The sequence below is a fragment of the Serpentinicella sp. ANB-PHB4 genome (genome assembly GCF_031432315.1).
Lineage (GTDB): Bacteria > Bacillota > Clostridia > Peptostreptococcales > Natronincolaceae > Serpentinicella.
The window spans coordinates 18,457-42,143 of sequence record NZ_JAVKGO010000011.1; the positions used below are offsets into that span (position 1 = coordinate 18,457).

A 23,687-nucleotide genomic window follows, 5' to 3' on the forward strand; every position below is an offset into this window, starting at 1 on the left:
ACCTTTTAATATTTTTGTCTACATTGTATGTAGCATACCTTTATAATTATTATACACGAATTAGAATTCAAATTTAATGATAAATGGCATTTTTAAAACTACAGTCCTAGTAAATTAAGGACATATACCTATAAATAAAATACTACTAATGAGGAATTTTCATAATACTATTTATACACATAGAAATAAACTGTAATTTCATATTAAAAATGGTAAATTATTTATGTAGAAATCTGTAGAAAAATTTTAATGGTTATGATTAAATAAGAGAGTAAAGTCTTATAGGAGCGGTGTTATAATGGTTAAAAGTATTTTTACAAGCACGAAAAAGGCTTATTTAAGCTTACTTAATATTTTAAAATCAAATAGCACAGTGAAACAAAAAGTCGAAACCTTAATGGTCGTTTTAGCATTGTCAATTATGGCTTTAGCACTTGCAGATACTTTTTTAGTGGATAACTTGGCATTCACTAGGTTTGTAGAAGTTTTTGACTTGTTGGTATGTGGTGTGTTTTTAATAGATTTAATATATCGATATAAATATTGGGAAAAGTCGAAAAAAGATTTTATAAAAACTTCTTGGATTGAAATGATTGCAGTGATCCCTTTTGATATTGTTTTTAGATTTTTTAGGATAGCAAGACTTTTAAGGGTAGCAAAAATAAGTCGCGTTTCTAAATTAAATAGAATACCAAACATTCTTTTAAAGCTAACAAGAAGCTTAGAAGTATCTTTTCTATCTTTCTTAAAAAGTGGAAGTTATGCACGATTTAAAAGATTTAACAAACTAGTTTTTGGTTTTGGAAAAAATAAGAGCAAAGAACAAGAAGAAAAAAACACTAGCGATACGGTAAAAAGGAGTTAATGGTTAAAAATGATTAAAAAGTTTAAGCATATTAGAGAAAAAAATAAAAAATTAACTTTTATGATTGTTCCTAACTCAACAAAAGAAATAAAACAATTTACAATTTCATATAACTTTATTTTAAGTTTAATAACTGGTGGGGCTATGTTAACTTTAGCCTTAGTAGTACTTAGTGGAGGTTTTTTCTACTTAAATAACAATTATCAGGAGGCATCACAGCAAATAATTGTTTTACAAGAAGAAAATCAACAACAGAAAGAAACAATTGCCTTTTATAATGCAAGAGCAGAGGAAGTAGATGAACGAATTGAAAGACTTTCCCATTTAGAAAATAAAGTGCTTGATATGATTGGAACAGAACAGAAAGAAAAACCTAACAATCTTGTTGTTTCAAGATCGAATACAAGGATGCCTTTGTTAGCTCCAACAGTGGATGTAGATTTAGAAAATTTAGAGGATTTGAATGACTTAATAGAGACGCAAGAAAAACAAATGAATGTTCTAATTAATGATATTAATGAGCAATTAGATGTTTTGGAAGCCATTCCAAACCGAAAGCCTGCAACGGGCAGGATTTCTTCACCCTTTGGAGATCGAATACATCCCGTTACAAGAAGGCTAGAGTTTCATAACGGCGTAGATATTGCAAATAGTAGGAATACAAACATTTATGCAGCAGCTGGCGGTGTAGTTACTTTTTCTGGATACAACGGATCCTATGGACGAATGATTACAATATCCCATGGCAACGGATACACTTCTTTATATGCCCACAATAACAAAAATCTAGTAAGTGTTGGGGATAGAGTAAGTAAAGGAGACCTAATTGCTAAGATGGGAAGTACAGGCAGAAGTACTGGGCCCCATGTGCACTTTGAAATAAGGTTAAATGGAGAACCTATAGACCCTATGACTGCTATTGAAAACTAACAAACTACATATAAAAAGAAACCAATTATAATGAAGGAGGCTATTATGTTTACAAAAAAAGAAACGAAGGAAGAAGTTAGTTTTGAAAAATTTGATACCCTTATTGGAAAAAATAGTGCTTTCGAAGGAACACTAAAAGCAGAAGGAACCCTGCGTATTGATGGAGAAATAAAAGGACATCTTATTGTTAAAGGAGATGTTTTTATAGGAGAAAACTGCAAAATTTTGGGGGACATAACTACAACGAATGTAGTTATTGCAGGAGCAGTTGAAGGAAATGTAAAAGCGACAAATTTGCTTCGTGTTACATCAGGGGGTAAACTTTATGGAGACGTTGAAGTGAAATCTTTTGTGGTAGATGAAGAAGCTGTATTTGAAGGAAACTGTAAAATGAAAACCCAAGAAAACGGAAAAGAAGAAATGAAAAAAACCAAAGCTAAGGAAAATGCTTAAATTGTGACTTAGGAGGTTGTAAATTGAATATATTTATTTTTTTAATTGGTGCAGTACTGTCTCAAGTATGTTTTACTATGTTCTTTAATAGTTTGGATCAGTGGAATATTCATGTTTTTAAATCATTACAAAATTTTGTAAAAAAATATAAAACAAAGTGGATGTTTAATTTTTCAGTGTATGTAATCGTTGTTTTAGCCACATTAATGATTACATCCGTTTTTAGACTGGACGATCTAGGTTTTGGTATTACATTAGGATTTTTTATGAGTGTTAAACATGCAGCATATCAAACAGAAAACAAAGACGATAAAAATAAAAAGAAAAAATAATTTTAACCACAGCTTAACGAACTGTGGTTTTTTTTATTTTTGATCGGGTTTGCGTGTCAACCCAATTTTTTTAACTGTCATCCTAAGCTTGTGAAGGATCTGGTTTTGACTTTGTAATTACTCTTTTGTTTCTCTATCCCCTGTCTCATATCTAACTTTCCAACTGATTCTTTTGTCATCCTGAGCTTTGCGAAGGATCTCGCTTTTGACTTAATTATATTCTAAACCCGAGATTCTTCACTAGGGTTCAGAATGACAACCCGAGATTCTTCATTGTCGTTCATAAGCAGATGACCGAAGAGAAGTTTCGTGTCAGTCGTTTACGCAGAGTGCAAGCAGATGACCGAAGAGAAGTTTCGTGACAGTCGGTTACGCAGAGGGGAATGATAAAACTTTTTTTATCTGTCATCCTGAGTCTACGAAGGATCTGGTTTTGACTTTGTAATTACTCTTTTGTTTCTCTATCCCCTGTCTCATATCTAACTTTCCAACTGATTCTTTTGTCATCCTGAGCTTTGCGAAGGATCTCGCTTTTGACTTAATTATATTCTAAACCCGAGATTCTTCACTAGGGTTCAGAATGACAACCCGAGATTCTTCATTGTCGTTCAGAATGACAACCGAATTTCTTCACTAGCGTTCAGAATGACAGAATTTTTTTGATTGTTATCCTGAGTTTACGAAGGATCTCGGTGTTGACTTTTCTGAATCATCGTGTACTTTTATTTCAAAAATTATAAATGAGATGCTTTATACCTATAATTCATATACGCACCGAAAAGAATGAGGACAATCCCTAGCACGCTATAGATGTTTAACATTTCTCCTAGTAGGAATATACCGATTAAAGTTGAGAAGATAGTATTTCCATAGGAGTATATTGAAAGATCTCCTGCTTCTGCATAGCGATAAGCGTGGGTCATAAAAAACTGTGCTAGAGTTGCAAATACACCTACTAGTAAAAGTGCAACAACTTGAAATATACTTGGTCTAACAAATTCACCAAAAACTAAAAATGGAAAAGATACCAAGCTTGTAATGCCGGTGAAATAAAAAACAATTGTTTGAGGGGAGTCTGTTAAACGCAGGTGTCTAATTATTGTATAGGCACCTGCTGCGAAAATTGCTGATGAAAGGGCAGATAGTGCTGGTAAAACAGTATAGTTTAAACCTGGTCTAACAATGAATAAAACACCAGTTAGAGCAATTGTTATAGCTAAGACCTGAAACTTTTTTATTTGCTCATTTAAAAATAAAAAAGAAAATATAATTACAAAAAAAGGGTTCATTTGGTTAAGGACTACGGCGTTACCTAAAGGTAATCGGTCTATGGCAAAGAAGTATAGAAAAATCCCAGTCAACCCAAGCAAAGAACGCCATATTAAAAGGTTAGTATTATTCCCTTTAAAAGATGCCTTTGATCTAAAAATAATAAAGGCTGAAACAATAAAGCCTACTATATTTCTGAAAAAAACTTTTTGCATTGTTGGTAAATCTCCAGAAAGTCGTACAAAGGTTGCCATAATAGCAAAAAATAGTGAAGCGATAATCATAAAAATAATTCCTTTTGTTCTGTTTGTCAAAATTAAACCCTCCAGTTTTTAATTAAAGTGTCGTTATATTATTATGGATAGAAACCTTGGTAAAAAAGTCTTACCTACATAGTATAACAGATTAAAATTAAATTAATTTAAACTGAATTTTATAGAAATATTATAATTAGTTAATAATAATTACTCCTTGACCTTTTCGACAAAATAAGCTAAAATAAACTAATAATTTTAAAAGAATATTGATTCTCGTATAATTTTGGAGATATGGTCCATAAGTTTCTACTAGACTGCCGCAAATAGTCTAACTACGGGTGCTTGCTTATATTTAATTGGCTAGAAAATATAAATCAAAGGAATTTGATCTATACTTTTTATACTATTCGATTACCCAATTAAGCGGTTACCAACCCTGTAGAAGAAATCTACAGGGTTTTTTAATTTATCGTCTTTTTTATATACTAGGAAAGTTCTATTTTTCTACTATATAGGTGCTAGCCGCAGTTTTATAAGTTACCTCAAAAGCAATGTTAGTTATTATTTAGAACATAGAAGGAGGACTATTATATGGAGTTACTAAAGAAAAAAATAATTGAAGAAGGCAGAGTATTAAATGGTGAAATCTTAAAGGTTGACAGTTTTTTAAATCATCAACTAGATATAGATCTTTTAAACGAAGTAGGAAAAGAATTTTTAAGAAGGTTTGAAAAGGAAAAAATAACAAAGATATTAACAGCGGAGGTTTCTGGTATTGCAATAGCTACAATAGCAGCTCAGTATTTTAAAGTACCAGTTGTTTTTGCAAAGAAAACGGAGTCAAAAAACCTAGATAAAGAGACTTATGAAGGTAGTGTATATTCTTATACAAAAGACAAGCATTACAAAATAAGAGTATCGAAAAAATATTTAAGTAAAGAAGATCAAGTATTAATTATCGATGATTTTTTAGCAAATGGACAGGCTATTTTAGGTCTACAAGAAATAATTAAAGCATCAGGGTCAAATTTAGTTGGTGCAGGTATCGTCATAGAAAAAGGATTTCAACCTGGAGGCGGTATGCTTAGAAAAAATGGGCTTAGAATTGAGTCACTAGCAATTATAGCATCTATGGATGCAGGTCAGTTATCTTTTTCAGAATAAAAAATATACATTTAAATTTCACGAAGGAGGATTATTATGACAAAAGCACATTATCCATGGTTTAAAAGAGAAGATGTTGATGGTTTTTTTGCGCTTTTCCAAAACAATCTAGCTAACTTTGTACTTATTGCAGTTACAATGATTGGTATGGGATTTCCAGCAAGTATTGTGTATGGTAGAGTAATCCCAGGGGCAGCGATTTCGGTATTATTTGGTAACTTTTATTATGCCCATATGGCTAAAAAACTTGCAATAAAAGAAAATAGAACGGATGTTACCGCCTTATCCTATGGGATCAGTACACCGGTAATGTTTATCTATTTATTTGGGGTTTTAAGCCCAGCACTAAGTTTGACTGGTGATCCTGAAATGGCTTGGAAAATTGCTATGGCAGCCTGTTTACTAGGTGGTGTTATAGAAGCCCTTGGAAGTGTTATAGGAAAGTGGATTCATACACACTTACCAAGAGCATCAATGCTTGGAGCATTAGCAGGGGTAGCCTTTGCCTTTATTGGTGGAGAGTTATTCTTTAGAACCTATGAAATGCCCGTAGTAGGAATGCTAGTACTTGCAATTATATTAATTGGACTTGTAGCGAAAAAGGCGATGCCTTTTAAAATTCCAGCTTCTTTGTTTGCTATTGTAATTGGAACTGTTTTAGCGTATGTAACGAGACAAGCGGATGTAAATCAAATTACAGAAGGCTTTTCATCAGCAGGACTGTATTTGCCACTACCAACTCTAGGCTTTATAGAAGGATTTTCATATTTAATTGGACCAATGGCAAGTTTATTTGCGGTATTATTACCAATTTCTATATATAATTTTATTGAAACATTAAACAATGTTGAAGCTATGTCAGCAGCAGGAGACACTTATAATGTACAAGAAGCACAAATTGTTGATGGTGTTGGAACAGTAATTGGGTCATTATTTGGTGGGGTATTCCCAACAACTGTATACATTGCTTCTATAGGATCAAAGTGGATGAATGCAGGAAGAGGATATTCTGTTTTAAATGGTGTTGTTTTCTTATTAACTTCAACTTTTGGCGTAATAGCAGCAATGTCACAAATTATTCCTATAGCTGTAATTGCACCCATATTAGTATTTGTAGGTATATCCATGGTTTCGCAAACCTTTGGATCAGTAGAGAAAAAACATTTCCCAGCTGTTGTTCTGGCAATGTTCCCTTACTTTGCGAATTACATTATGACTAGGTTTAATAATGCAGCGGGTGAAGTTGTTGCTAATCTTTCCTCAGGAATTGTACCTTTAGGACAGGGTGCAATGTTTACCGGATTAATTTGGGGCGCTATTTTAGTATTTATCATTGATAATGAATTTGAAAAAGCAGCTTACGCTTCTTTAGCAGGGGCAGTGTTATCCGCTGTAGGCTTTATGCATGCACCGGAGCTAACCTTTTTATTCGATTATCAATATGTACTAGGCTATGTCATTATGGCAGTGTTATTCGTAGGCTTTAAATTTTATGCAAAAGCAGATGAAGGGACTCAGGCAATAGAAGAAGTAAAGTAAAAATACTTTTGTGTTATAAAAAAACCTCTAAATTGTTTAACTTGTGTTAAATGATTTAGAGGTTTTTATTATATAGAAAGTTATATACATTTAAAAATATAGCATAGGAATAGATGGTTACGAGTAGAATATAAACCTAATAAAGTACAAGTGGAATTTAGATTTTGTATATTCATGCCTTCAGTGATTTAATAAGTGTCATCATAGTTTTATTTCTCTGTGTGAGAAGTGTTATTTTATATGAGGGAGAATAGTACTAATTAGTTTTCTGAAAAGCAATAACTCATTAGGAGAACACTTCATGAGTAAATCGTAAATTTCTTGAAAATATTTATCAGTATTAGTTTTATAATTCTCATCAGATTCTTTAAACAAATCATTCTGATATTTTTCTGTTCCAAAAACAAGAAAGTCTAATGAAACGTGAAAACAATTTGTAATTTTAACAAGAACAGGAAGGCTCATTTGCCTTTCACCTCGTTCCAGCTGACCAACATAGTAATCGGACAGTCCTAAAATTTCAGCTAATTCTTCTCTAGAAAGGCGTAGTTGTTCTCTTTCTTTTCTTATTCTTTGACCTATTTTTTTATTATCTATTTCAAATTTTTCTATCACCCTTGTTCACTCCCTTGATTTTGAGTATATAGATATACTGTAACGAAAGTAAATATTTTTTGTAATCAGCTAATTGCACATATTATTTATTTGCAATTGGTAAACAGTTGATGTAAAATTATATTTATTTCCTAATTCTAGGAGGAACAGACGTGAATAATAGAGAAAAAATAAAAGTTACTAGAAATATTTTAGATAATGCAATAAATATGAATATAAGAGCGGATATTGTACTAAAAATAAGCCAAAAACTAGATAAATACATCGTAGAATACTATAATAAAGATGAAGTTGAAAAAGAAAACGAATAAGAGTAATCTTTATAAAGACTGAAAGGAATTGTCAAAATGAATATAAAGCGTATAAGTAACTTTGATCTTTTTGAAAAAGCTCATGAAATAAGAAAAATCGTTTTTGTAGAGGAACAAAATGTGGACCCAAAAGAAGAATTTGATGAATATGAAACAAGTAGTGATCATGTTCTGGTGTATGATGGAAAAGTACCAGTAGGTACCGGACGGTTAAGAATCCTGGATGATACGGCAAAATTAGAAAGAATTTGTGTGTTAGAAAAGTATCGAAAAAAAGGATTTGGTGAGGATATTGTAAAAGCTTTAGAGGAAATAGCAAAGGAACGGGGTATAAAAAAAGGAAAACTTAATGCACAAACCCATGCGGAAAATTTTTATGAAAAACTCGGATATAAACGGACTTCTAACGTGTTTATGGAAGCAGGAATACCTCATGTAACAATGACGAAGAAGTTATAATAATTATTTAATTCAAGGAGGCGATAATGTGCTTGATTTATTAATGAAGAGAAGAAGTATTAGAAAATACACAGAGCAAAAAGTGGAGCAAGAAAAAGTTGATCAAATTATGAAGGCTGCTTTGCTATCCCCGTCATCAAAAAGCAGACGTCCGTGGGAGTTTATTGTTGTAACTGATGAAGAAATTATTACACAGCTTTCTAAAGCCAAAGCCCATGGTTCAACATTCCTAAGTGGAGCACCCCTAGCGATTGTTGTTCTTGCAGATGAAGAAAAGTGCGATGTTTGGATTGAAGATACATCCATAGCGTCGACAATTATACAATTAATGGCAGAGCATTTGGGATTGGGCTCTTGCTGGATACAAATTAGAATGCGGGAACATAACCACGAGATATCTGCAGAACAATACACAAGAGAAATTTTTAGCTTGACAGAGAATATGCGTGTGGAGTCGATCATTGGGTTAGGTTATCCGAATGAAGAAAAAGCGGCCTATAAAGAGGAAGATTTAGATTTTACTAAAATACATGTAAATACATATTTTTAAAACACTGGAGGTAGAAATGGAAATATTAAAAGTCAATTCAGTAACTTCAGGGTATGATAAGGAAAGTATATTGAAAGAAGTATCTCTTAATATAGACAAAGGTAAGATTGTGGGACTCATAGGTTCAAATGGGGCTGGAAAAACTACTTTGATTAAAACAATTCTTGGGATATTACCTATTATGTCCGGGAGCATAGATCTCTTGGGTAAAAATGTTTTAGAGTTTCCTGAGAATTTAAAAAATGAAATGGCGTACATACCTGAAACACCACTATTATATGACGAGTTTACATTGTTTGAACATCTTCAATTTACAGCTATGGCCCACGATATAGAAAAAAGTGTATTTACTGAGCGCATGAATGAATTACTTGAACAATTTAATATGAAAGATAAGCTGCATCATTTTCCCAATACCTTTTCAAAGGGAATGAAACAGAAAGTAATGATTATGTGTGCATTTCTGTATAATCCTTCCCTTTTAATTGTAGATGAGCCCTTTATAGGATTAGATCCAACAGCTATTAGTCTTTTAATAAAGCAAATACAACAGAAAAGAGAAAAAGGTATGGGTATTTTATTATGTACCCATGTGTTAGATACAGCTGAAAAAATTTGTGATGAATTTGTCCTTATAAATGATGGAAAGGTTATAATATCTGGTGGATTAAAAGTGTTACAAGAGCAGTCAGGGTTAATTGAACAGTCTTTAACTGATATTTTTTGTAATGTAATGGGGGCAAAGACATGAATCCTGTTTATTTGCTTTGGAAAAAAAGAATGATATATCTAGTAAAAACCTATTATAAATTTATTAGATTTCAAATAGACTGGATAATTATGATTTATGTCCTACTACTTGTAGGGGGACTTGTGTATTTAAACATTGAGACAATACCAAAGTTAAGTGAAATCATACAGAATAATATTTTACTATATGCATTGTATCCCTTTTTAATTGTCTACATAGTACTTTCCGGCAAATTTATCGCATATTTAAAACCTGCAGATGAGTTTTTCTTGAGTCCCCTTAATGAGTTAGGAAAGAAGTTTGCAAAGTATTCCTTCCTTCTAAATATGGGTACACATGTGTTAAAGTGGACCGTGTTATCTAGTATAGCTATCTTATTATATAAAGGGATTTCGGATTTTTCAGTTAAGACTTATTTACCACTGTACTTATGGGGCCTGTTTATAAAATTAACTTTTATTAATACCCGATTTATCCTTCAGCAACAAAGAGGTAAGTGGGTACGCCGAGGGCTTAAACTATTATTTTTCTGGACTGCATGGACGCTAGCGCTCTATTTCACACCTATGTTTTTGATGGAAAGAATATCATTGTATTCAAGCTTAATTTTAATTTTTTGTGCGATAACTTTTTGGTTAATTACAACTTATTTTATAAATAAGATACAGCTAGATTGGGGACGTTGGATACAAGAGGAGTCGGATATGCGGTCAGATCAATTTTCTATTCTTTTAGGTAGACCACCAGAAAAGAAAAAGCAGTTTAGAAAGAAAACTTTTTCAATTTTCAGTGGTGTTCGATTGATCCCATTTACAAAAGAAGGGGCTTTATATTTATTATATTTTAGAAAATTAACACGCAATACAGGAAATTTAATGCTATTGCTTCAACTTACTGTAATTGCACTGGGTACGGTTTTCATATCTAATAATCAAATAATTTTTATAATTGTATTAATGTTTGTTATGTTTATTATGTCAGACTTTTTAGTAAGTATTTGGAGTGAGATAAAAGATCTTGTATGGTTTAACATTTATCCTTTTAGCAATAAACAAAAAGAGAAAGTTTTAACCCTAGGTCCATTCATTGTTTTGGGAACCTTAGTAGGAATAGTTAGTTTGATAAATATTTTATATAATGGATCAATTATCCATCCTGCAACGGACATTATTGCTATACTTCTTTGGAGTATACTTTGTATTGTAATACAAATAAATATCTTTTTATTTAAGAATAAAGGTAATATATAATCGTAATAAAAGCTCAAACCTTGTAGAACCATGCTGGTTCTACAAGGTTTTTTTATGGAAAATAAAAGCGTTGTCAATTACAGTATCCATATTTACTTCATTGTATAATTACTAGCGTGTATTTCAAGTTGATTAAACACAAAAAAATAAATATGAACTGGAAATATGGAGAATAATAAAAAGAAGATATAGGATTGAAGGTGATAAAATGACAAGATATATTATAATGCTCTTTAGTTCTGTGGCAATTGTAATTGGATTTGGTTACTTCTATATAAAAATAAAAGATATTGTTAAGGACAAGGATGGCAGTAAGGAAGAATGATAGGAGTGGTTACAGTGAAAAAAGGAAGCTGTTTTATCATAATTTTACTATTTATGATAGTCATATTAATTGGGTGCGGCAGGGAGGAAGATCCCCAGCAGCAGGAAGCAATTGAATCAGCCCTAGAAAGATTAGAAGAAGTAGAAGCAGTTGCAGATATAGGACGCATTACTGGTGTGCGAGTAGAAGAAGGTATATTTTATTTTACAGGGGTCGAAGAAAACTATTTTAATTTTTATGCTTTGGATCTAGCAGATTTTGAATTAACATTAATTCACGAAAGAATTGGTCGTTATGATTCATTTATTCCGATAAAAAAAAATGAGGCTTTACTTGTAGACAGCGAGGGACAATTACTTCACAGAAGCGGTGTAGAAGACAAGAAAATAGATGAGGAAATTACTTTTACTAGAAGTCCAAATGTTCGTATATCTCCTGATGAAAGCCTTGTTTTATATACAAAGGGACCCACTGAAAATGCACATTTATACTTATATAATATACAAGAGAACAATAGAATTTTAGTAAAGGATAGTATGAGTGAAGAAGAAGTTAAAACATTCTCTTACAAAACAAGATGGAGTCCATTAGGAAATTATTTTGTTGTCAACCATAATCAGATTTATGACATTGAGGGGAATCTATATTATGAAGTGGATGCAACAACGACAAATTGGGGACCAAATGATGAACATCTTGTATTTATAAAAATGCCTGACAATCCCATTGAAGAAGTAATTTTTACATCCCATTGGGAATCATACATTGGGTATGAAATGGTACTTCTTTCCCTAGAAAGTAAAGAAGAGAAAACGATCTTTACAAGACCGGAGGGAATGGTAGATGTTTTTGAAAATATACAATGGAGTCAGGAAGGGTCGAGGGTTGGTATATCCGTAGGGGAAATAATTCAAGGATCTGAAGGACAATTAGAGAAATTAAATTACGAAAAGGTTATGATTTACAATATTGAACAAAAAGAAGCAACGAATGTAAGAAATATGCCCTATAACTTCTTTGACTTTTTATCTGAGAAATATATTTATGGTAGTAATCTTGGCGTAAGGGATGTATTGGATATCATCGAACTTGAGACAAATGAACGTAAAACCTATAGCCATCCGGATATTTTAAATAATAGAGATATGTTTGCCATTGTGGAGGGTAGCATTGCTTATATAATAGAAGAAAATCAACTACTTAAAGTAAGTTTCGATGATTCAGAAGATATAATGTCAGAGGAAATTATCTATTTCCCCTGGGATGTGATGACTTTGTACAAAGATGAAAAAACAGCACGTTTTGTTGTCATTACAAATGAAAATAATGTTTTTGTCTTTGATGAGAATTAACTAGCATATTACAGATTTACGCTCTTGTCCAAGAGCGTATTTTTATTTAAAGAATTATGTAATTTTATAGCAAAATTTGCAGGAATTTTTGTATTTTTGGATAATAGTACTAAGATGTTATAACTACAATATTATTTAAATAATTTCTTGGGGGAACATCATGACGAATACTAATTTACAAGCGCTTGAAGCGGAACTAAAGCAACTTAGAGAAGAAAATAAAAAGTTAAAAATGGAGCTAAAAAGCTACGAAGATCTTAATGAAAGCCTTCATTCTAATATATTTGAGAACATAAGTGCTATTTTACTGTTGATAGATCAAGCGTCTGGAAATATTGTTGAAGTAAATGATGCAGCGCTTCAATTTTATGGTTATACAAAACAGGAAATAACCAAAATGAATATAAAAGAGATAGATGGTTTGACGAAAGAACAAAGAGACAGAAAAGTCGGTAAAAACAGAGAAGATAATCAGGGAAAATTCTACGTACAACATCGCATAAAAAGCGGAGAATTAAGAGATGTAGAAGCAATCGGTGGGGTTGTAAATATAAGTGGTAGGGATTATATTTATGGGATTATAGAAGACGTCACTGATAAAAATAAAAAATTACAACTACTAAATGAAAGTGAAAAAAAATTCAAAGAACTTTTTAATAATATAAATGACGCTATATACTTCTTAAAAATAGGTGAAGATGGTAAGATGGGTAATTTCTTAGAGGTCAATACTAAGGGTTACACTCGGCTAGGATATACATATGAAGAAATACTTCATATGTCGGCAAAGGATATTAGTGTTTTGGACGAGGAAACCCTACAAGAACTTGTTTATAAAGTGAGAAGAGAAGGGAAGGTTACCTTTGAATCAACACATATTACAAAATCAGGACAACATATCCCCGTTGATGTTATTACCAATGAATTTGATTTTTCAGGGGAAAAAGCAACCATTATTGTAGCCAGAGACATTACGGAACGGAAGCGCTTTGAAAAAAGCTTAAAAGAAAATGCAGAAAAACAAGAAAAGATTATATCATTTCTCCCGGATGCCGTATTTTTAGTAGATCAAGAAGAAAACGGCAAAATTCAATTTGTAAATGACTTTGGTGTAAAATTATTAGGTTATGAATCTCCCGATGAATTAATTGGTGAACAATATATAGATATTGTTCACCCGGACTTTAAAGCTATTGTTAAAGAGCGTTGCTCGAAGCTTAAGTATGAACAAAACCTAGTAGGGCTAAGTGAAATTAAATACGCAAATAAAAATGGAGAAGAAGTTAATGTAGAAACTACAGGCTTAAAAATCCCTTATGAGGAGGGACATGTTGTTTTAGTCGTTTCTAGAGATATTACCGAACGAAAAAATTTAGAGGAAAGGATTGCGATGGATAAGCTTAGAACAGAGTTCTTTGCAAATCTTTCCCATGAGTTAAGAACACCCCTAAATGTTATATTGGGTAGTTTACAATTAAATGACTTGTACATAGAAGATGATAAAGATAACCCGAATTATCCAAAATACAAAAAGACTGCGGAACGTATGAAAAGAAATTGTTTTAGATTGTTGCGTTTAGTAAATAATTTAATAGATATTACCAGGATTGATTCTGGTTTTTACAATGTAGAGCTCGAAAATTATGATATCGTAACCCTTATAAAAAATATTGTTACTTCAGTAGAAGATTATGTGCATAATCAAAATATAAAACTAAGGTTTCATTCGAGTTTAGAACATGGGGTAGTAGCATGTGATCCTGAGAAAATTGAACGTATTTTATTAAATCTTCTGTCGAATGCAATTAAATTTACTGATTCGGGAGGAAGTATAGAAGTAAGCATTGACAGCGATCATAAAGATATAGTGATAAAAGTTAAGGATTCGGGAAGAGGAATACCTGAAGAAAAGAAAGAATCCATTTTTGAACGATTTGTTCAAGTAGATAAATCTTTAACAAGAAACCATGAGGGTAGCGGCATAGGACTATCTCTTGTAAAAGCCTTAGTGGAGATGCATGGTGGTAGTGTAGAAGTAGAAAGCACTTTTAAAAAAGGTAGTGCATTTATCATTAGATTACCATTAAAGTATGTAGAAAATTGTAATTCTAATCAATGCAAAGTTAATAATTATGACAGCTTTAACATTGAAAGAATGTTTATTGAGTTTTCAGATATATATACTAAGTAATAAGAATAAGACAAAAAGAAATTGACTAGTGAAAATATAAATAATCTAGTCAATTTTTTAGAGATTACTATTTACAATATTTATCATAAAAGGGATATAATCATAAAATAAAAATTTTTAAATTTTATTATTCGGGGGACTGGGATGCAAAATAAGCTAAAGATCTTACAACAAGAGATTAATCAATTAAAAGAGGAAAATAACAAACTAAGATTAAATTTAAAAGAACGTGAAACAAACCTAAATATAATATCGAAAAATGAGATTCTAAATGACCTCAATATGATACAGCTAGTAGTAGACGTAGAGAATGGTGATATCGTTGATGCGAGCAGAGAAGCAATAGATTTTTACGGATATACAAGAGAAGAATTTAAAAGCATGAGCATAAAAAATATCAATCCTTTTGTCTCGCAATCTGATATAAATGAGATGAAGGAGGATATTAGGAAAAATAAAATAAAAACTTTATACTTGATTAATCGATTAAAGAGTGGTCGATTAAAAGACGTAAAAGTAGTGATGTGTCCGATAAAAATTAATGATAAGCAGTATCTATATGCCCTTATTAGTGATATGACAGATGAAATTAATTACTTTAATGAATTAAATCGAAGTAAAGAAAAATATAAAGCACTATTTCAAAATATAAATGATGCCCTTTACTTATTTTATATATATGAAGATGAAGGGGGAGATTTTTTAAAAGATGTTGCAGGTAATTTTGTTGATGTGAATACTGAAGGATACACCCGACTTGGATATACCTATGAAGAAATGTTGAATATGGCACCGAAAGATATCAGTCGTTTTAGCCCAATAGAACTATTACATCTTGCAGATAGTATTAATAAAAATCAAGTGAAAAACTTTGAGTCAGTACACATAGGAAAAGGTGGAACGAGAATTCCTGTAGATGTACTAACCCATGATTTTCACTTAGAAGGGAAAAGAGCGAGTTTAATCGTTGCCCGAGACATTACTGAAAGGAAAAGGTTAGAAGCAGACTTGAAGCTCTATGCAGAAAAACAAGAAAAGATTTTTTCTTTTCTTCCGGATGCGGTGCTTATAGTGGATATAGATAGTAAAAGATTTAAATTTGCAAATGATGCTGCACTAAATCTATTAGACTATAAGACTAGTGAAGAACTAACTGGTTTAACATATTATAATATCGTTCACCCAGATTATACAAATAAAGTAGAGGCTCGTTTTGAAAAATTAAAAGCGCAAAATGGCGTTGCACCTCTAAATAAGACTAGATATATTAAAAGGGATGGGGAGGAAGTTAATGTTGAAGTTACAGCCATAAAGATTCCCTTTGATGATGGAGAGGCAGCAGTGATTGTCGCAAAGGATATGACTGAGAAAGAGCTATTACTGGAACATCTTGGATTGGATCAACTAAGAACTGAATTTTTTTCCAATGTATCAAATGAACTAAGAACGCCCTTAAACGTATTATTAGGCAGTTTACAGCTACATGATTTATATATAGATTCTGATCGTGAAAATAAAAACCATCAAAAATATAAAAAGACTTCAGAAAGAATGAAGAAAAACTGCTATAGGTTGTTACGAATTGTAAATAACTTAATTGATATTACATGTATTGACTCTGGTTTTTATACACTTAACCTACAACAGTATGATATAGTTGAATTGATTAAAAGTATTGTAAACTCAGTGCAAGACTATGTAAAAAATCAAGGGTTAACACTAAAGTTTGAATCCGATTTAGAAGAAGGGATCGTTGTATGTGATCCTGAAAAAATTGAGCGAGTTATATTAAACCTATTATCAAATGCAGTTAAGTTCACGGATATAGGTGGAAAAATAATATTAAAGGTAACAAGGGAAAAAGACAATATACTTATTGTGGTAAAAGATTCTGGGAGAGGAATTCCCAAAGAAAAACTAGATTTTATATTTGATAGATTTGTTCAAGTAGATAAATCTATGACAAGAAGTCATGAAGGAAGTGGAATAGGACTTTCTCTGGTTAAGGCACTAGTTGAAATGCATGGTGGGAAAATCAATGTATTAAGTGGGTTGAATGAAGGCAGCGAGTTTCAGTTAAAATTACCAATTAAAATAGTTAAAGCAGAGGAACGTTATCAAGAACGTATTACAGATAAGCATACTTTTAACATAGAGAGAATGTACATAGAGTTTTCAGATATATATAATAAATAAAGGCTGGAGTACTTTCCAGCCTTTGTCAGTGAATTAGCTACTTTATGTTACCCTAATTTATTTACTTTTTTCACCCAAAAATCCCGATCTGTAATGTTACAGCTCGGGCATTTTTTTACGCCTAATTTTTTATCTTTTTGAAATATAACAGGCATAGAACAGTAAGGGCACCATAAATACTTTGTTTTTAACGTAACGCCCTCGGGGAGCACTTTATCCTTTACAACCTTTGATTTTGGAACGAGGTCAAATAAGCTAAACGAGTCTTTGTTGTCCATTATATGTCACAACCCTTCAAATCAAGATAAAACACATTACTTTAGCCTTTAGGAATTAAGTAATTATATTTATTTTACATCTTCTAAAGTATATCTTATTTAAATTAAATAAATAAGTCAATTTCTATTTAAAGGCTTGAATGTAAAAGTGACTCATTCCTAAAATATTGCATACTTGTCTTTTTGAGTTCTTGTGTACTAAAAAGTAACTTATACTCAAATACCTGTATATTGTTAGAAATTTCTTTTGATATAGCAATACACTCTTCTTTGGTTTGTCCATGAATCATTGTAAAAAGGTTATATGGCCAGTCTGGATAAGTGGGTCGTTGATAACAATGACTAACTGCTTTAAATGCTGCCATTTGCTTGCCTACCTTAGAAACTAAGTGGTCTGGTACAATCCACACCACCATAGCATTAGATTTAAACCCAATTTCTCTATGTTTTAAAGTTGCGCCAAAACGTCGGATAATACCTAGTTCAAGGTAGTTATTAATTTTCTTTAGCAGGTAATCCTCTGAAATACCAAGGTTTAATGCAATATCTTTATAAGGGGTAGGAGATAGGGGGAGGTCCTCCTGAAGCATACTAATAATTTTTTTATCCGTTTTTGTCAGCTGCATTTGTTGGCCTCCTTTAAGTCAAAGTGAACATTAATTTTAAACAAATTAGTTGCCGGCAAATTAATTAATCTATGTATAGTTGTTTTGTTTTTAATAAACGTTAGTAAATTATACAGTTCTTCCTGTGATGGAGCAATTAATGTGAACCATAAATTATAATCATGCTCCCGTAGGTAGTTATGAGTAACCTCAGGTAAGCTATTAATAATTTCAGCTACTTCTTCTATCTTATCTTCTGGTACCTTCATTGCACATAGGGTGCTAGTATAGCCTAGTGCCTTAGAATCAAAAACCCCTCCAATTCTTCTGATGAATCCTTTGCTTTTTAAATTAGCAATTCTTGATAAAACATTGTCCTCTGATATACATAGCTTATTTCCGAGAATCTTGTAAGGTTGAGGATCTATAGGAAAGCCTTTCTGAATAATTGTCAGTAAGTGTAGGTCGATTTCATCCATGGGCAATTGCTCCTTTACGATTATGATGTAAACACCAGGGTTCTTCTGCCATATAGTCCCCATCATGATAATATGCAGCTCTAGCACGACAGCCACCACATGACTCTTTATAGCCACATTTTCCGCATCCCCCACTATAGTCTTGACTTCGTAGCTTATTAAAAACATCATTGTTTTTCCATATATCGCTAAAAGGTATATTCCTAACATTTCCTATTTCCATATCTAAGTAAGCACAGGGTTGAACCCTGCCAGTGGGACTAATGATGCAATAGGAGGTTCCTGCTAAACAACCACGATTAAACCTAAGTTTCATATCCATCTCTTTTGCTATTCTCATAAACTGAGGGGCACAGGTTGGCTTTAATTCAATCCTTACTTGTTTTTGCTTATCCATTATTCTTTTTAGTGTAGCCTCATATTGTGCAGCATCTAAAGAACGACTTTCAATGTTCTTTCCTCTACCTGTAGGGACTAAAAAGAAAAAGTGATGGGCGATGGCACCTAAATCAATAGCAAGGTCTGTTATATTCTCTAACTCAGGGTTATTCCAATCTATAACTGTGGTATGAACTTGAAAAGGTAAATCCACAGACTTGCAGTTTTCCATCCCTTTTAATGCACCTTCCCAGGCCCCCTCATAACATCTTAGTTGATCGTGTAGTGCAGGGTTGGAACTGTCTAGGCTTATTCCCATCCCCATCGTCCCTGCTTTTTTTAACTCTTTTGCTACTTCTTTAGAAATTAAAGTACCGTTTGTACCAAAAACAGGCTTTAAACCTTTTGTATTTGCATAACCAACTAGCTCAAAAATATCTTTACGCATTAGGGGCTCGCCACCACTAAAAATCATAATTTTAAAGCCTGCTTTTACAATTTCATCGATGAGCTTACGGCCCTCTTTTGTGTCCAATTCTTTGTCAGCTTTTATACCAGCATCCCGATAACAATGGTCACAAAACATGTTACAGTCATTGGTGGTATTCCAAGAAATAATCAAATTAATACACTCCTTATTGAAACTAAGTATTATAGGCTAAGTTGCTGTTGAGTCCAATTTCTTCATCTGTTAAATAACAAGCCGGATCCGATTCCCAAAAGTCCCCTGTTACTGCTTCAGCTCTAGCTCTAAAGTTACCATTGCAAAGACTAAGCCACTGGCATTGGCTACATCTACCCTTTAATAAAGATTTTCGATCCTTGAGTCCGTATAGTATGGGATGGGAACGGTTTGTCCATATATCACTGAAAGAACGATCCCTAACATTTCCAAGACGATGATTTTGAGTAAATTGATCTGGATGTACATTGCCATAGCTATCTACATTGGCAAAGGCAATCCCAGACCTGTTCCCACCGTTAGTTTTTAACAGCTTGTAAACTTTTTCTGCCCGAGCTGGATCGATTTCTTTTATACGGTTATACAAATATATACCGTCAGCATGATTATCTACAGTAAGTATTTCTTTTTTTAGACCCCTACGATGAAAATCTAATGTTCGATTTATAATTAGGTCCATTCCTTGACGGGATTCCTCATGTGTAATGTCAGATTCTACGATTTCCGAGCCTCTACCAGTATAAACAAGATGATAAAAGCAAATACGGTCTATATTTAAGTCTTCAACTAAATCAAAAATAGCATCTAGCTGCTTAAAATTATGACGATTAATAGTAAAGCGCAATCCAACTTTTTGACCAACAGCTACGCAATTTTCTATTCCTTTAATTGCCGCATTAAAGGCACCAGAGGATCCACGAAAAGCGTCATTTGTTTCCTCCAGTCCATCTAAACTTATACCGACATAACCTACCCCTATATTTTTAATTTTTTTAGCTACTTGTCTTGTAATTAAAGTACCATTGGTTGATAAAGTAGGACGAATATCTAATTTTTTTGCATGGGCAGCTAAAGAGAAAATATCATCTCTCATCAGGGGTTCTCCTCCTGAAAATAGTAGAACCGGTACTTTGAATGCTGCTAAATCTTCAATAAAACTGATTGCTTCTTCGTGGCTTAATTCACCCTTATAGTTCTGTTTTTCTGAGTTCATGTAGCAATGAATACAACTAAGATTACAGGTTCGAGTGATATTCCAGGCTACAACAGGACCGTGTCCAGTTGAGGTGCCATGGGGGGTTTGTTGTTTTCGATGACGGTATCTAAGAGAGTCACCAAAATGTTCTGTACCAATTAATAGTTTAGTTATACTAATCATATAAATGCCATCCTTTTCCATAAGTTTATATTTCAGATTATCTCCTTATAATTTTCTTTTATTCTTATAGTTGAGTAAATTGCATAATTAGATTTATTCTATAAAACCTTCAACAATGTGATTATGCAGTTTCCTCATTTAAAAATCGAAGGTTCAGTAAACATAGAACAAAACAAGTTAAGATTTTTGGAATAAGGGAAGGTTGATTTATTACTTCTATTATTCTGTAAAAATAGTGCTTTACTAGTATTTATTGCTATAATATTTTCCATTTGATAATATAGTTTTTAACGAAGATCATTCCCCCTTTGAACATGGTGGATTTACATGGTTGATTTCTTAATATGTATAAAACAGTAAGAACAAGGTTTATAATCATTTAATATAAAAACATTCTCTTAAGACAAAGGGTGGTTAGGTATGGAAATTATTACGTTCGGCATTAATCATCAAAATTCAAGTATTGAATTACGGGAAAAGGTTGCCTTTACAAGCACTAAGAAAAGTGCTGCATATAGACTTTTAAAAGAAGATACATTTGTTAAAGAAGGGGTAATACTTGCTACTTGTAATCGCAGTGAAATAACTGCAGTAGTAGAAGATATTACGGTTGCAGAGCAGTGGTTTAAGGACTTTTATAACAAATTTTTCAATTTACAAAAAGATGAATTAGAGGGGTATTACGCTTTTAATAAGGGGGAGGATGCTATTAGACATTTGTTTCATGTATGTTGTGGTTTAAACTCCCTTGTAATTGGTGAGGATCAAATTCTAGGGCAGGTAAAAGAAGCCTATCATGATGCCCTTGAAGAGAGGGCAACGGGAAAAATCCTTAATAGATTGTTTTTAGATGCGGTTACCCTTGCAAAAGAAGTTAAAGCAGAAACACGTATTTCCGAAAATCCCTTATCAATCAGTTCCATTGCGGTTAAGCAGATTGAAAGGATTTTATTAGAATTAAATAATAAAAAGGTGCTGATCATTGGATTTGGAAAAATGAGTCGAATCGCTGTTGAAAATTTAATTGATAAAGGCGTTGAACAAATCTATATTTGCAATCGTTCAGAAGATAAAGTCCAAGATATTTTAAATGATAAAATAGTATTTTTACCTTATAACCAAAAATACAGAGTTATTAATGAAGTTGATGCGGTTATTAGCGCTACCGGGGCTCCCCACTTTATATTAGAAAAAACTGAATTTGATAGCACTTATACCCAAAACAAACCAATATGTTTAGTTGATATTGCGTTACCAAGGGATATTGATCCTGCTATTGGAGAGGTTGGAGAGATAAGTCTTTTTCATATAGATGATTTAAAAGAAATAGCTAGGGATAACTTGGCATATCGTTTAAATTGTATAGATCGCATTAAAGAATGCATCGAAGCCGGTGTGGAAAAATATGAAATGTGGTATCAATGTCTACCTATATATCCAAGAATAGAGGCGATTAAAGATTATAGCGAATCCTTAACGGATCAGGAATTAAAAAGACTATTTAATAAATTAGCCCATATGGAGGAAAAAGATCGTCAGACAATTGAACTCGTGGTAAAAAGTCTCGTTAAAAAGATGTGGAAAAAACCCATTTTACAGTTAAAAGATGCAGGAAATCAAGGCAAGGGAGAAGAATTTGCATCCTTTGTAGATGCATTTTTAGGGTTAGATGCATCCTGTAGCAAATGAAAGGGGAAAGAAATGACAAAATACTATCCTATAATGCTAAATATTGAAAATAAACCCTGTACAGTAGTGGGTGGAGGTGCAGTAGCTGAGCGAAAGGTTAAATCCTTATTAGAATATGGGGCTGTAGTAACGGTAATCAGCCCTGAAGTAACATCTGAATTAAAAAAGTTATCGGAAACAAGAAAAATAGTACATCTAAATAAAACTTACGCTTATGGAGATTTAAAGGGAAGTTATTTGGTCTATGTGGCGACGGATCGTTTGGAGGTTAGTGAAAGCTGTAGAGAAGAAGCGGTTAAAGAAGAAATTTTAATCAATGTCGTTGATGTTCCCCCGTTATGTGACTTTAATGTACCAGCTACTATTAGGCGAGGAGCCTTGACAATTGCCATAGGTACAGATGGAAAAAGTCCGATGTTATCAAGAAAAATAAGAGAAGAACTTGAACAAATTTTTGGGAGTCATTACGAAGCGGTGTTAAATATTCTTGGAGCACTTCGGGACAGGGCATTAAAAGAAATTGATCATATTGAAAATCGTAAGCAATTATTTCACGAGTTAATTTATAACTGTGAAATAGAGTCTCTTGGAAAACAAGGCATAGATAAGTTAGAACAAGAGGCTTGGGCATTTTACACAAAATTCAAGAGTCGGATAGAGGGTGACAGTAATGCGTAATATAAAAATTGGATCAAGGGCAAGTCGTTTAGCAGTAGTACAAGCAGAACTTATTATAAGCATGTTAAAGGAAAAATTCCCTAAGTATACCTATGAAATTGTTAAAATGAAAACCCTAGGGGATAAAATACTTGATAAAACCTTAGATAAAATTGGGGGTAAGGGTCTTTTTGTAAAGGAGATACAAAGCGCACTGATAAATGAAAAGGTTGACTTAGCAGTGCATAGCATGAAAGATATGCCTAGCGAAACCCTTGACGAGTTAGTATTGGCGTGTATTACAAAAAGAGAAGATCCAAGAGATGTTTTAGTAACAAAAGATCATTTGAGCCTAAAGGAGTTACCCTATGGTGCAAAGATTGGAAGCAGTAGTCTTAGACGACAAGCACAAATTTTAAAGCTGAGAGAAGATATAAAAGTGGTACCAATTAGAGGGAATGTAGAGACCAGATTAGGAAAAATAGAGACAGAAGAAATGGACGGCGTCATTTTAGCAGCGGCGGGATTAAACCGATTAGGCTTAAATAAAAGGATTTCAAATTATTTAGATACAGAGAATTTTATTCCAGCAGTAGGCCAAGGGGCGCTTGGTTGTGAAGCACGAAAAAATGATAGGGAAGTATTAAGCATGCTGGAGGCAATCAATGATGATGAAACCTACAAATGTGTTATGGCGGAAAGAGCATTTCTTAAATTACTTGAAGGGGGATGTCATGCCCCAATAGGTGCATATGGACATGTAGAAGGAAATCAAATCATATTAACAGGTATGGTAGCATCCCCAGATGGAAAAAAAGTTATTAAACATCATGTGCAGGGAGACCAAACAAGTTTTGGAGACTTAGGTATTCAACTGGGTAAAGGTATAATCCAACAGGGTGGAAAGTCCCTTGTATAAATACTTGGGATTATAATGGAAAGGGGTTGTTC

The 23,687-nt window shown here is 32.8% G+C and carries 24 protein-coding genes and 1 riboswitch; of the genes, 17 read left to right on the forward strand and 7 right to left on the reverse strand.

All coding sequences use genetic code 11. From position 1 onward, the window contains the following. Nucleotides 1-298: 298 nt before the first annotated feature. From RH915_RS09055 to RH915_RS09070, 4 genes are read left to right on the forward strand one after another with little or no spacing between them, the layout of a single operon-like run. On the forward strand, nt 299-865 hold the full coding sequence (locus tag RH915_RS09055; RefSeq protein WP_310479489.1) for an ion transporter: 567 nt from the start codon (nt 299-301) through the stop codon (nt 863-865). A gap of 9 nt (nt 866-874) precedes the next feature. Beyond that, on the forward strand, nt 875-1,795 hold the full coding sequence (locus RH915_RS09060) for a M23 family metallopeptidase (protein WP_310479491.1): 921 nt from the start codon (nt 875-877) through the stop codon (nt 1,793-1,795). Nucleotides 1,796-1,840: 45 nt separating this feature from the next. After that, complete coding sequence (locus tag RH915_RS09065; RefSeq protein WP_310479493.1) at nt 1,841-2,248, forward strand: bactofilin family protein; 408 nt, start codon at nt 1,841-1,843, stop codon at nt 2,246-2,248. Nucleotides 2,249-2,271: 23 nt separating this feature from the next. Continuing rightward, nucleotides 2,272-2,580 (forward strand): hypothetical protein, encoded by a 309-nt coding sequence (locus tag RH915_RS09070; protein ID WP_310479495.1) that lies wholly within the window; start codon nt 2,272-2,274, stop codon nt 2,578-2,580. A gap of 734 nt (nt 2,581-3,314) precedes the next feature. Here RH915_RS09070 and RH915_RS09075 read toward each other — a convergent pair. After that, nucleotides 3,315-4,163, reverse strand: coding sequence for a DMT family transporter (locus RH915_RS09075; protein WP_310479496.1), 849 nt, complete (start codon nt 4,161-4,163; stop codon nt 3,315-3,317). 196 nt (nt 4,164-4,359) lie between these two features. After that, nucleotides 4,360-4,461: riboswitch (purine riboswitch) on the forward strand. 236 nt (nt 4,462-4,697) lie between these two features. Here RH915_RS09075 and RH915_RS09080 point away from each other — a divergent pair. Beyond that, the gene (locus tag RH915_RS09080; protein ID WP_310479497.1) at nt 4,698-5,270 is read left to right on the forward strand and encodes a xanthine phosphoribosyltransferase; all 573 of its coding nucleotides are present in this window, start codon (nt 4,698-4,700) and stop codon (nt 5,268-5,270) included. Between the two features lie 36 nt (nt 5,271-5,306). After that, the gene (locus RH915_RS09085) at nt 5,307-6,809 is read left to right on the forward strand and encodes an NCS2 family permease (protein ID WP_310479499.1); all 1,503 of its coding nucleotides are present in this window, start codon (nt 5,307-5,309) and stop codon (nt 6,807-6,809) included. Nucleotides 6,810-7,040: 231 nt separating this feature from the next. On the opposite strand, the gene RH915_RS09090 is transcribed toward RH915_RS09085, so the two are convergent. Continuing rightward, nucleotides 7,041-7,424, reverse strand: coding sequence for a helix-turn-helix domain-containing protein (locus tag RH915_RS09090; protein ID WP_310479500.1), 384 nt, complete (start codon nt 7,422-7,424; stop codon nt 7,041-7,043). 152 nt (nt 7,425-7,576) lie between these two features. On the opposite strand from RH915_RS09090, the gene RH915_RS09095 reads away from it, so the two are divergent. The 8 genes from RH915_RS09095 (at nt 7,577) to RH915_RS09130 (ending at nt 16,809) form a co-directional block, all read left to right on the forward strand. After that, the gene (locus tag RH915_RS09095; protein ID WP_310479501.1) at nt 7,577-7,735 is read left to right on the forward strand and encodes an aspartyl-phosphate phosphatase Spo0E family protein; all 159 of its coding nucleotides are present in this window, start codon (nt 7,577-7,579) and stop codon (nt 7,733-7,735) included. Nucleotides 7,736-7,771: 36 nt separating this feature from the next. After that, the gene (locus RH915_RS09100) at nt 7,772-8,194 is read left to right on the forward strand and encodes a GNAT family N-acetyltransferase (RefSeq protein WP_310479503.1); all 423 of its coding nucleotides are present in this window, start codon (nt 7,772-7,774) and stop codon (nt 8,192-8,194) included. Between the two features lie 28 nt (nt 8,195-8,222). Next, the gene (locus RH915_RS09105; protein WP_310479506.1) at nt 8,223-8,744 is read left to right on the forward strand and encodes a nitroreductase family protein; all 522 of its coding nucleotides are present in this window, start codon (nt 8,223-8,225) and stop codon (nt 8,742-8,744) included. A gap of 16 nt (nt 8,745-8,760) precedes the next feature. After that, nucleotides 8,761-9,495, forward strand: a complete 735-nt coding sequence (locus RH915_RS09110; RefSeq protein WP_310479507.1) for an ABC transporter ATP-binding protein — start codon at nt 8,761-8,763, stop codon at nt 9,493-9,495. Further along, nucleotides 9,492-10,745 carry an ABC transporter permease gene (locus tag RH915_RS09115; protein ID WP_310479509.1) on the forward strand — a complete coding sequence of 418 codons (1,254 nt, stop codon included), beginning with the start codon at nt 9,492-9,494 and terminating at the stop codon, nt 10,743-10,745. Before RH915_RS09110 ends, RH915_RS09115 begins: the two co-directional genes overlap by 4 nt. Nucleotides 10,746-11,084: 339 nt before the next feature. Then, the gene (locus tag RH915_RS09120; protein ID WP_310479511.1) at nt 11,085-12,422 is read left to right on the forward strand and encodes a hypothetical protein; all 1,338 of its coding nucleotides are present in this window, start codon (nt 11,085-11,087) and stop codon (nt 12,420-12,422) included. Nucleotides 12,423-12,582: 160 nt separating this feature from the next. Further along, nucleotides 12,583-14,613, forward strand: coding sequence for a PAS domain S-box protein (locus tag RH915_RS09125; protein WP_310479513.1), 2,031 nt, complete (start codon nt 12,583-12,585; stop codon nt 14,611-14,613). 144 nt (nt 14,614-14,757) lie between these two features. After that, a complete protein-coding gene (locus tag RH915_RS09130; protein WP_310479516.1) occupies nt 14,758-16,809 on the forward strand; it encodes a PAS domain-containing sensor histidine kinase in 2,052 nt (683 codons plus the stop codon). 47 nt (nt 16,810-16,856) lie between these two features. Here RH915_RS09130 and RH915_RS09135 read toward each other — a convergent pair whose 3' ends face one another. The 5 genes from RH915_RS09135 to nirJ1 form a co-directional block, all read right to left on the reverse strand. Beyond that, a complete protein-coding gene (locus RH915_RS09135; RefSeq protein WP_310479520.1) occupies nt 16,857-17,087 on the reverse strand; it encodes a hypothetical protein in 231 nt (76 codons plus the stop codon). A gap of 128 nt (nt 17,088-17,215) precedes the next feature. After that, on the reverse strand, nt 17,216-17,713 hold the full coding sequence (ahbB, locus tag RH915_RS09140; RefSeq protein WP_310479522.1) for a siroheme decarboxylase subunit beta: 498 nt from the start codon (nt 17,711-17,713) through the stop codon (nt 17,216-17,218). Then, entirely contained in the window at nt 17,704-18,171 is a 468-nt protein-coding gene (gene ahbA, locus RH915_RS09145) for a siroheme decarboxylase subunit alpha (protein ID WP_310479523.1), read from the reverse strand. Before ahbA ends, ahbB begins: the two co-directional genes overlap by 10 nt. Then, entirely contained in the window at nt 18,164-19,171 is a 1,008-nt protein-coding gene (gene nirJ2, locus RH915_RS09150) for a putative heme d1 biosynthesis radical SAM protein NirJ2 (protein ID WP_310479525.1), read from the reverse strand. The genes ahbA and nirJ2 overlap by 8 nt, the downstream gene beginning before the upstream one ends. Before the next feature lie 22 nt (nt 19,172-19,193). Beyond that, nucleotides 19,194-20,390, reverse strand: a complete 1,197-nt coding sequence (nirJ1, locus tag RH915_RS09155) for a putative heme d1 biosynthesis radical SAM protein NirJ1 (RefSeq protein ID WP_310479528.1) — start codon at nt 20,388-20,390, stop codon at nt 19,194-19,196. Nucleotides 20,391-20,810: 420 nt separating this feature from the next. Here nirJ1 and hemA point away from each other — a divergent pair, with 420 nt between their 5' ends. From hemA to hemC, 3 genes are read left to right on the forward strand one after another with little or no spacing between them, the layout of a single operon-like run. Next, nucleotides 20,811-22,079 (forward strand): glutamyl-tRNA reductase, encoded by a 1,269-nt coding sequence (gene hemA / locus RH915_RS09160; RefSeq protein ID WP_310479530.1) that lies wholly within the window; start codon nt 20,811-20,813, stop codon nt 22,077-22,079. Nucleotides 22,080-22,091: 12 nt separating this feature from the next. Beyond that, nucleotides 22,092-22,757 carry a precorrin-2 dehydrogenase/sirohydrochlorin ferrochelatase family protein gene (locus tag RH915_RS09165; protein WP_310479531.1) on the forward strand — a complete coding sequence of 222 codons (666 nt, stop codon included), beginning with the start codon at nt 22,092-22,094 and terminating at the stop codon, nt 22,755-22,757. Beyond that, complete coding sequence (gene hemC / locus RH915_RS09170; protein ID WP_310479532.1) at nt 22,750-23,655, forward strand: hydroxymethylbilane synthase; 906 nt, start codon at nt 22,750-22,752, stop codon at nt 23,653-23,655. The genes RH915_RS09165 and hemC overlap by 8 nt, the downstream gene beginning before the upstream one ends. Nucleotides 23,656-23,687 lie beyond the last annotated feature (32 nt).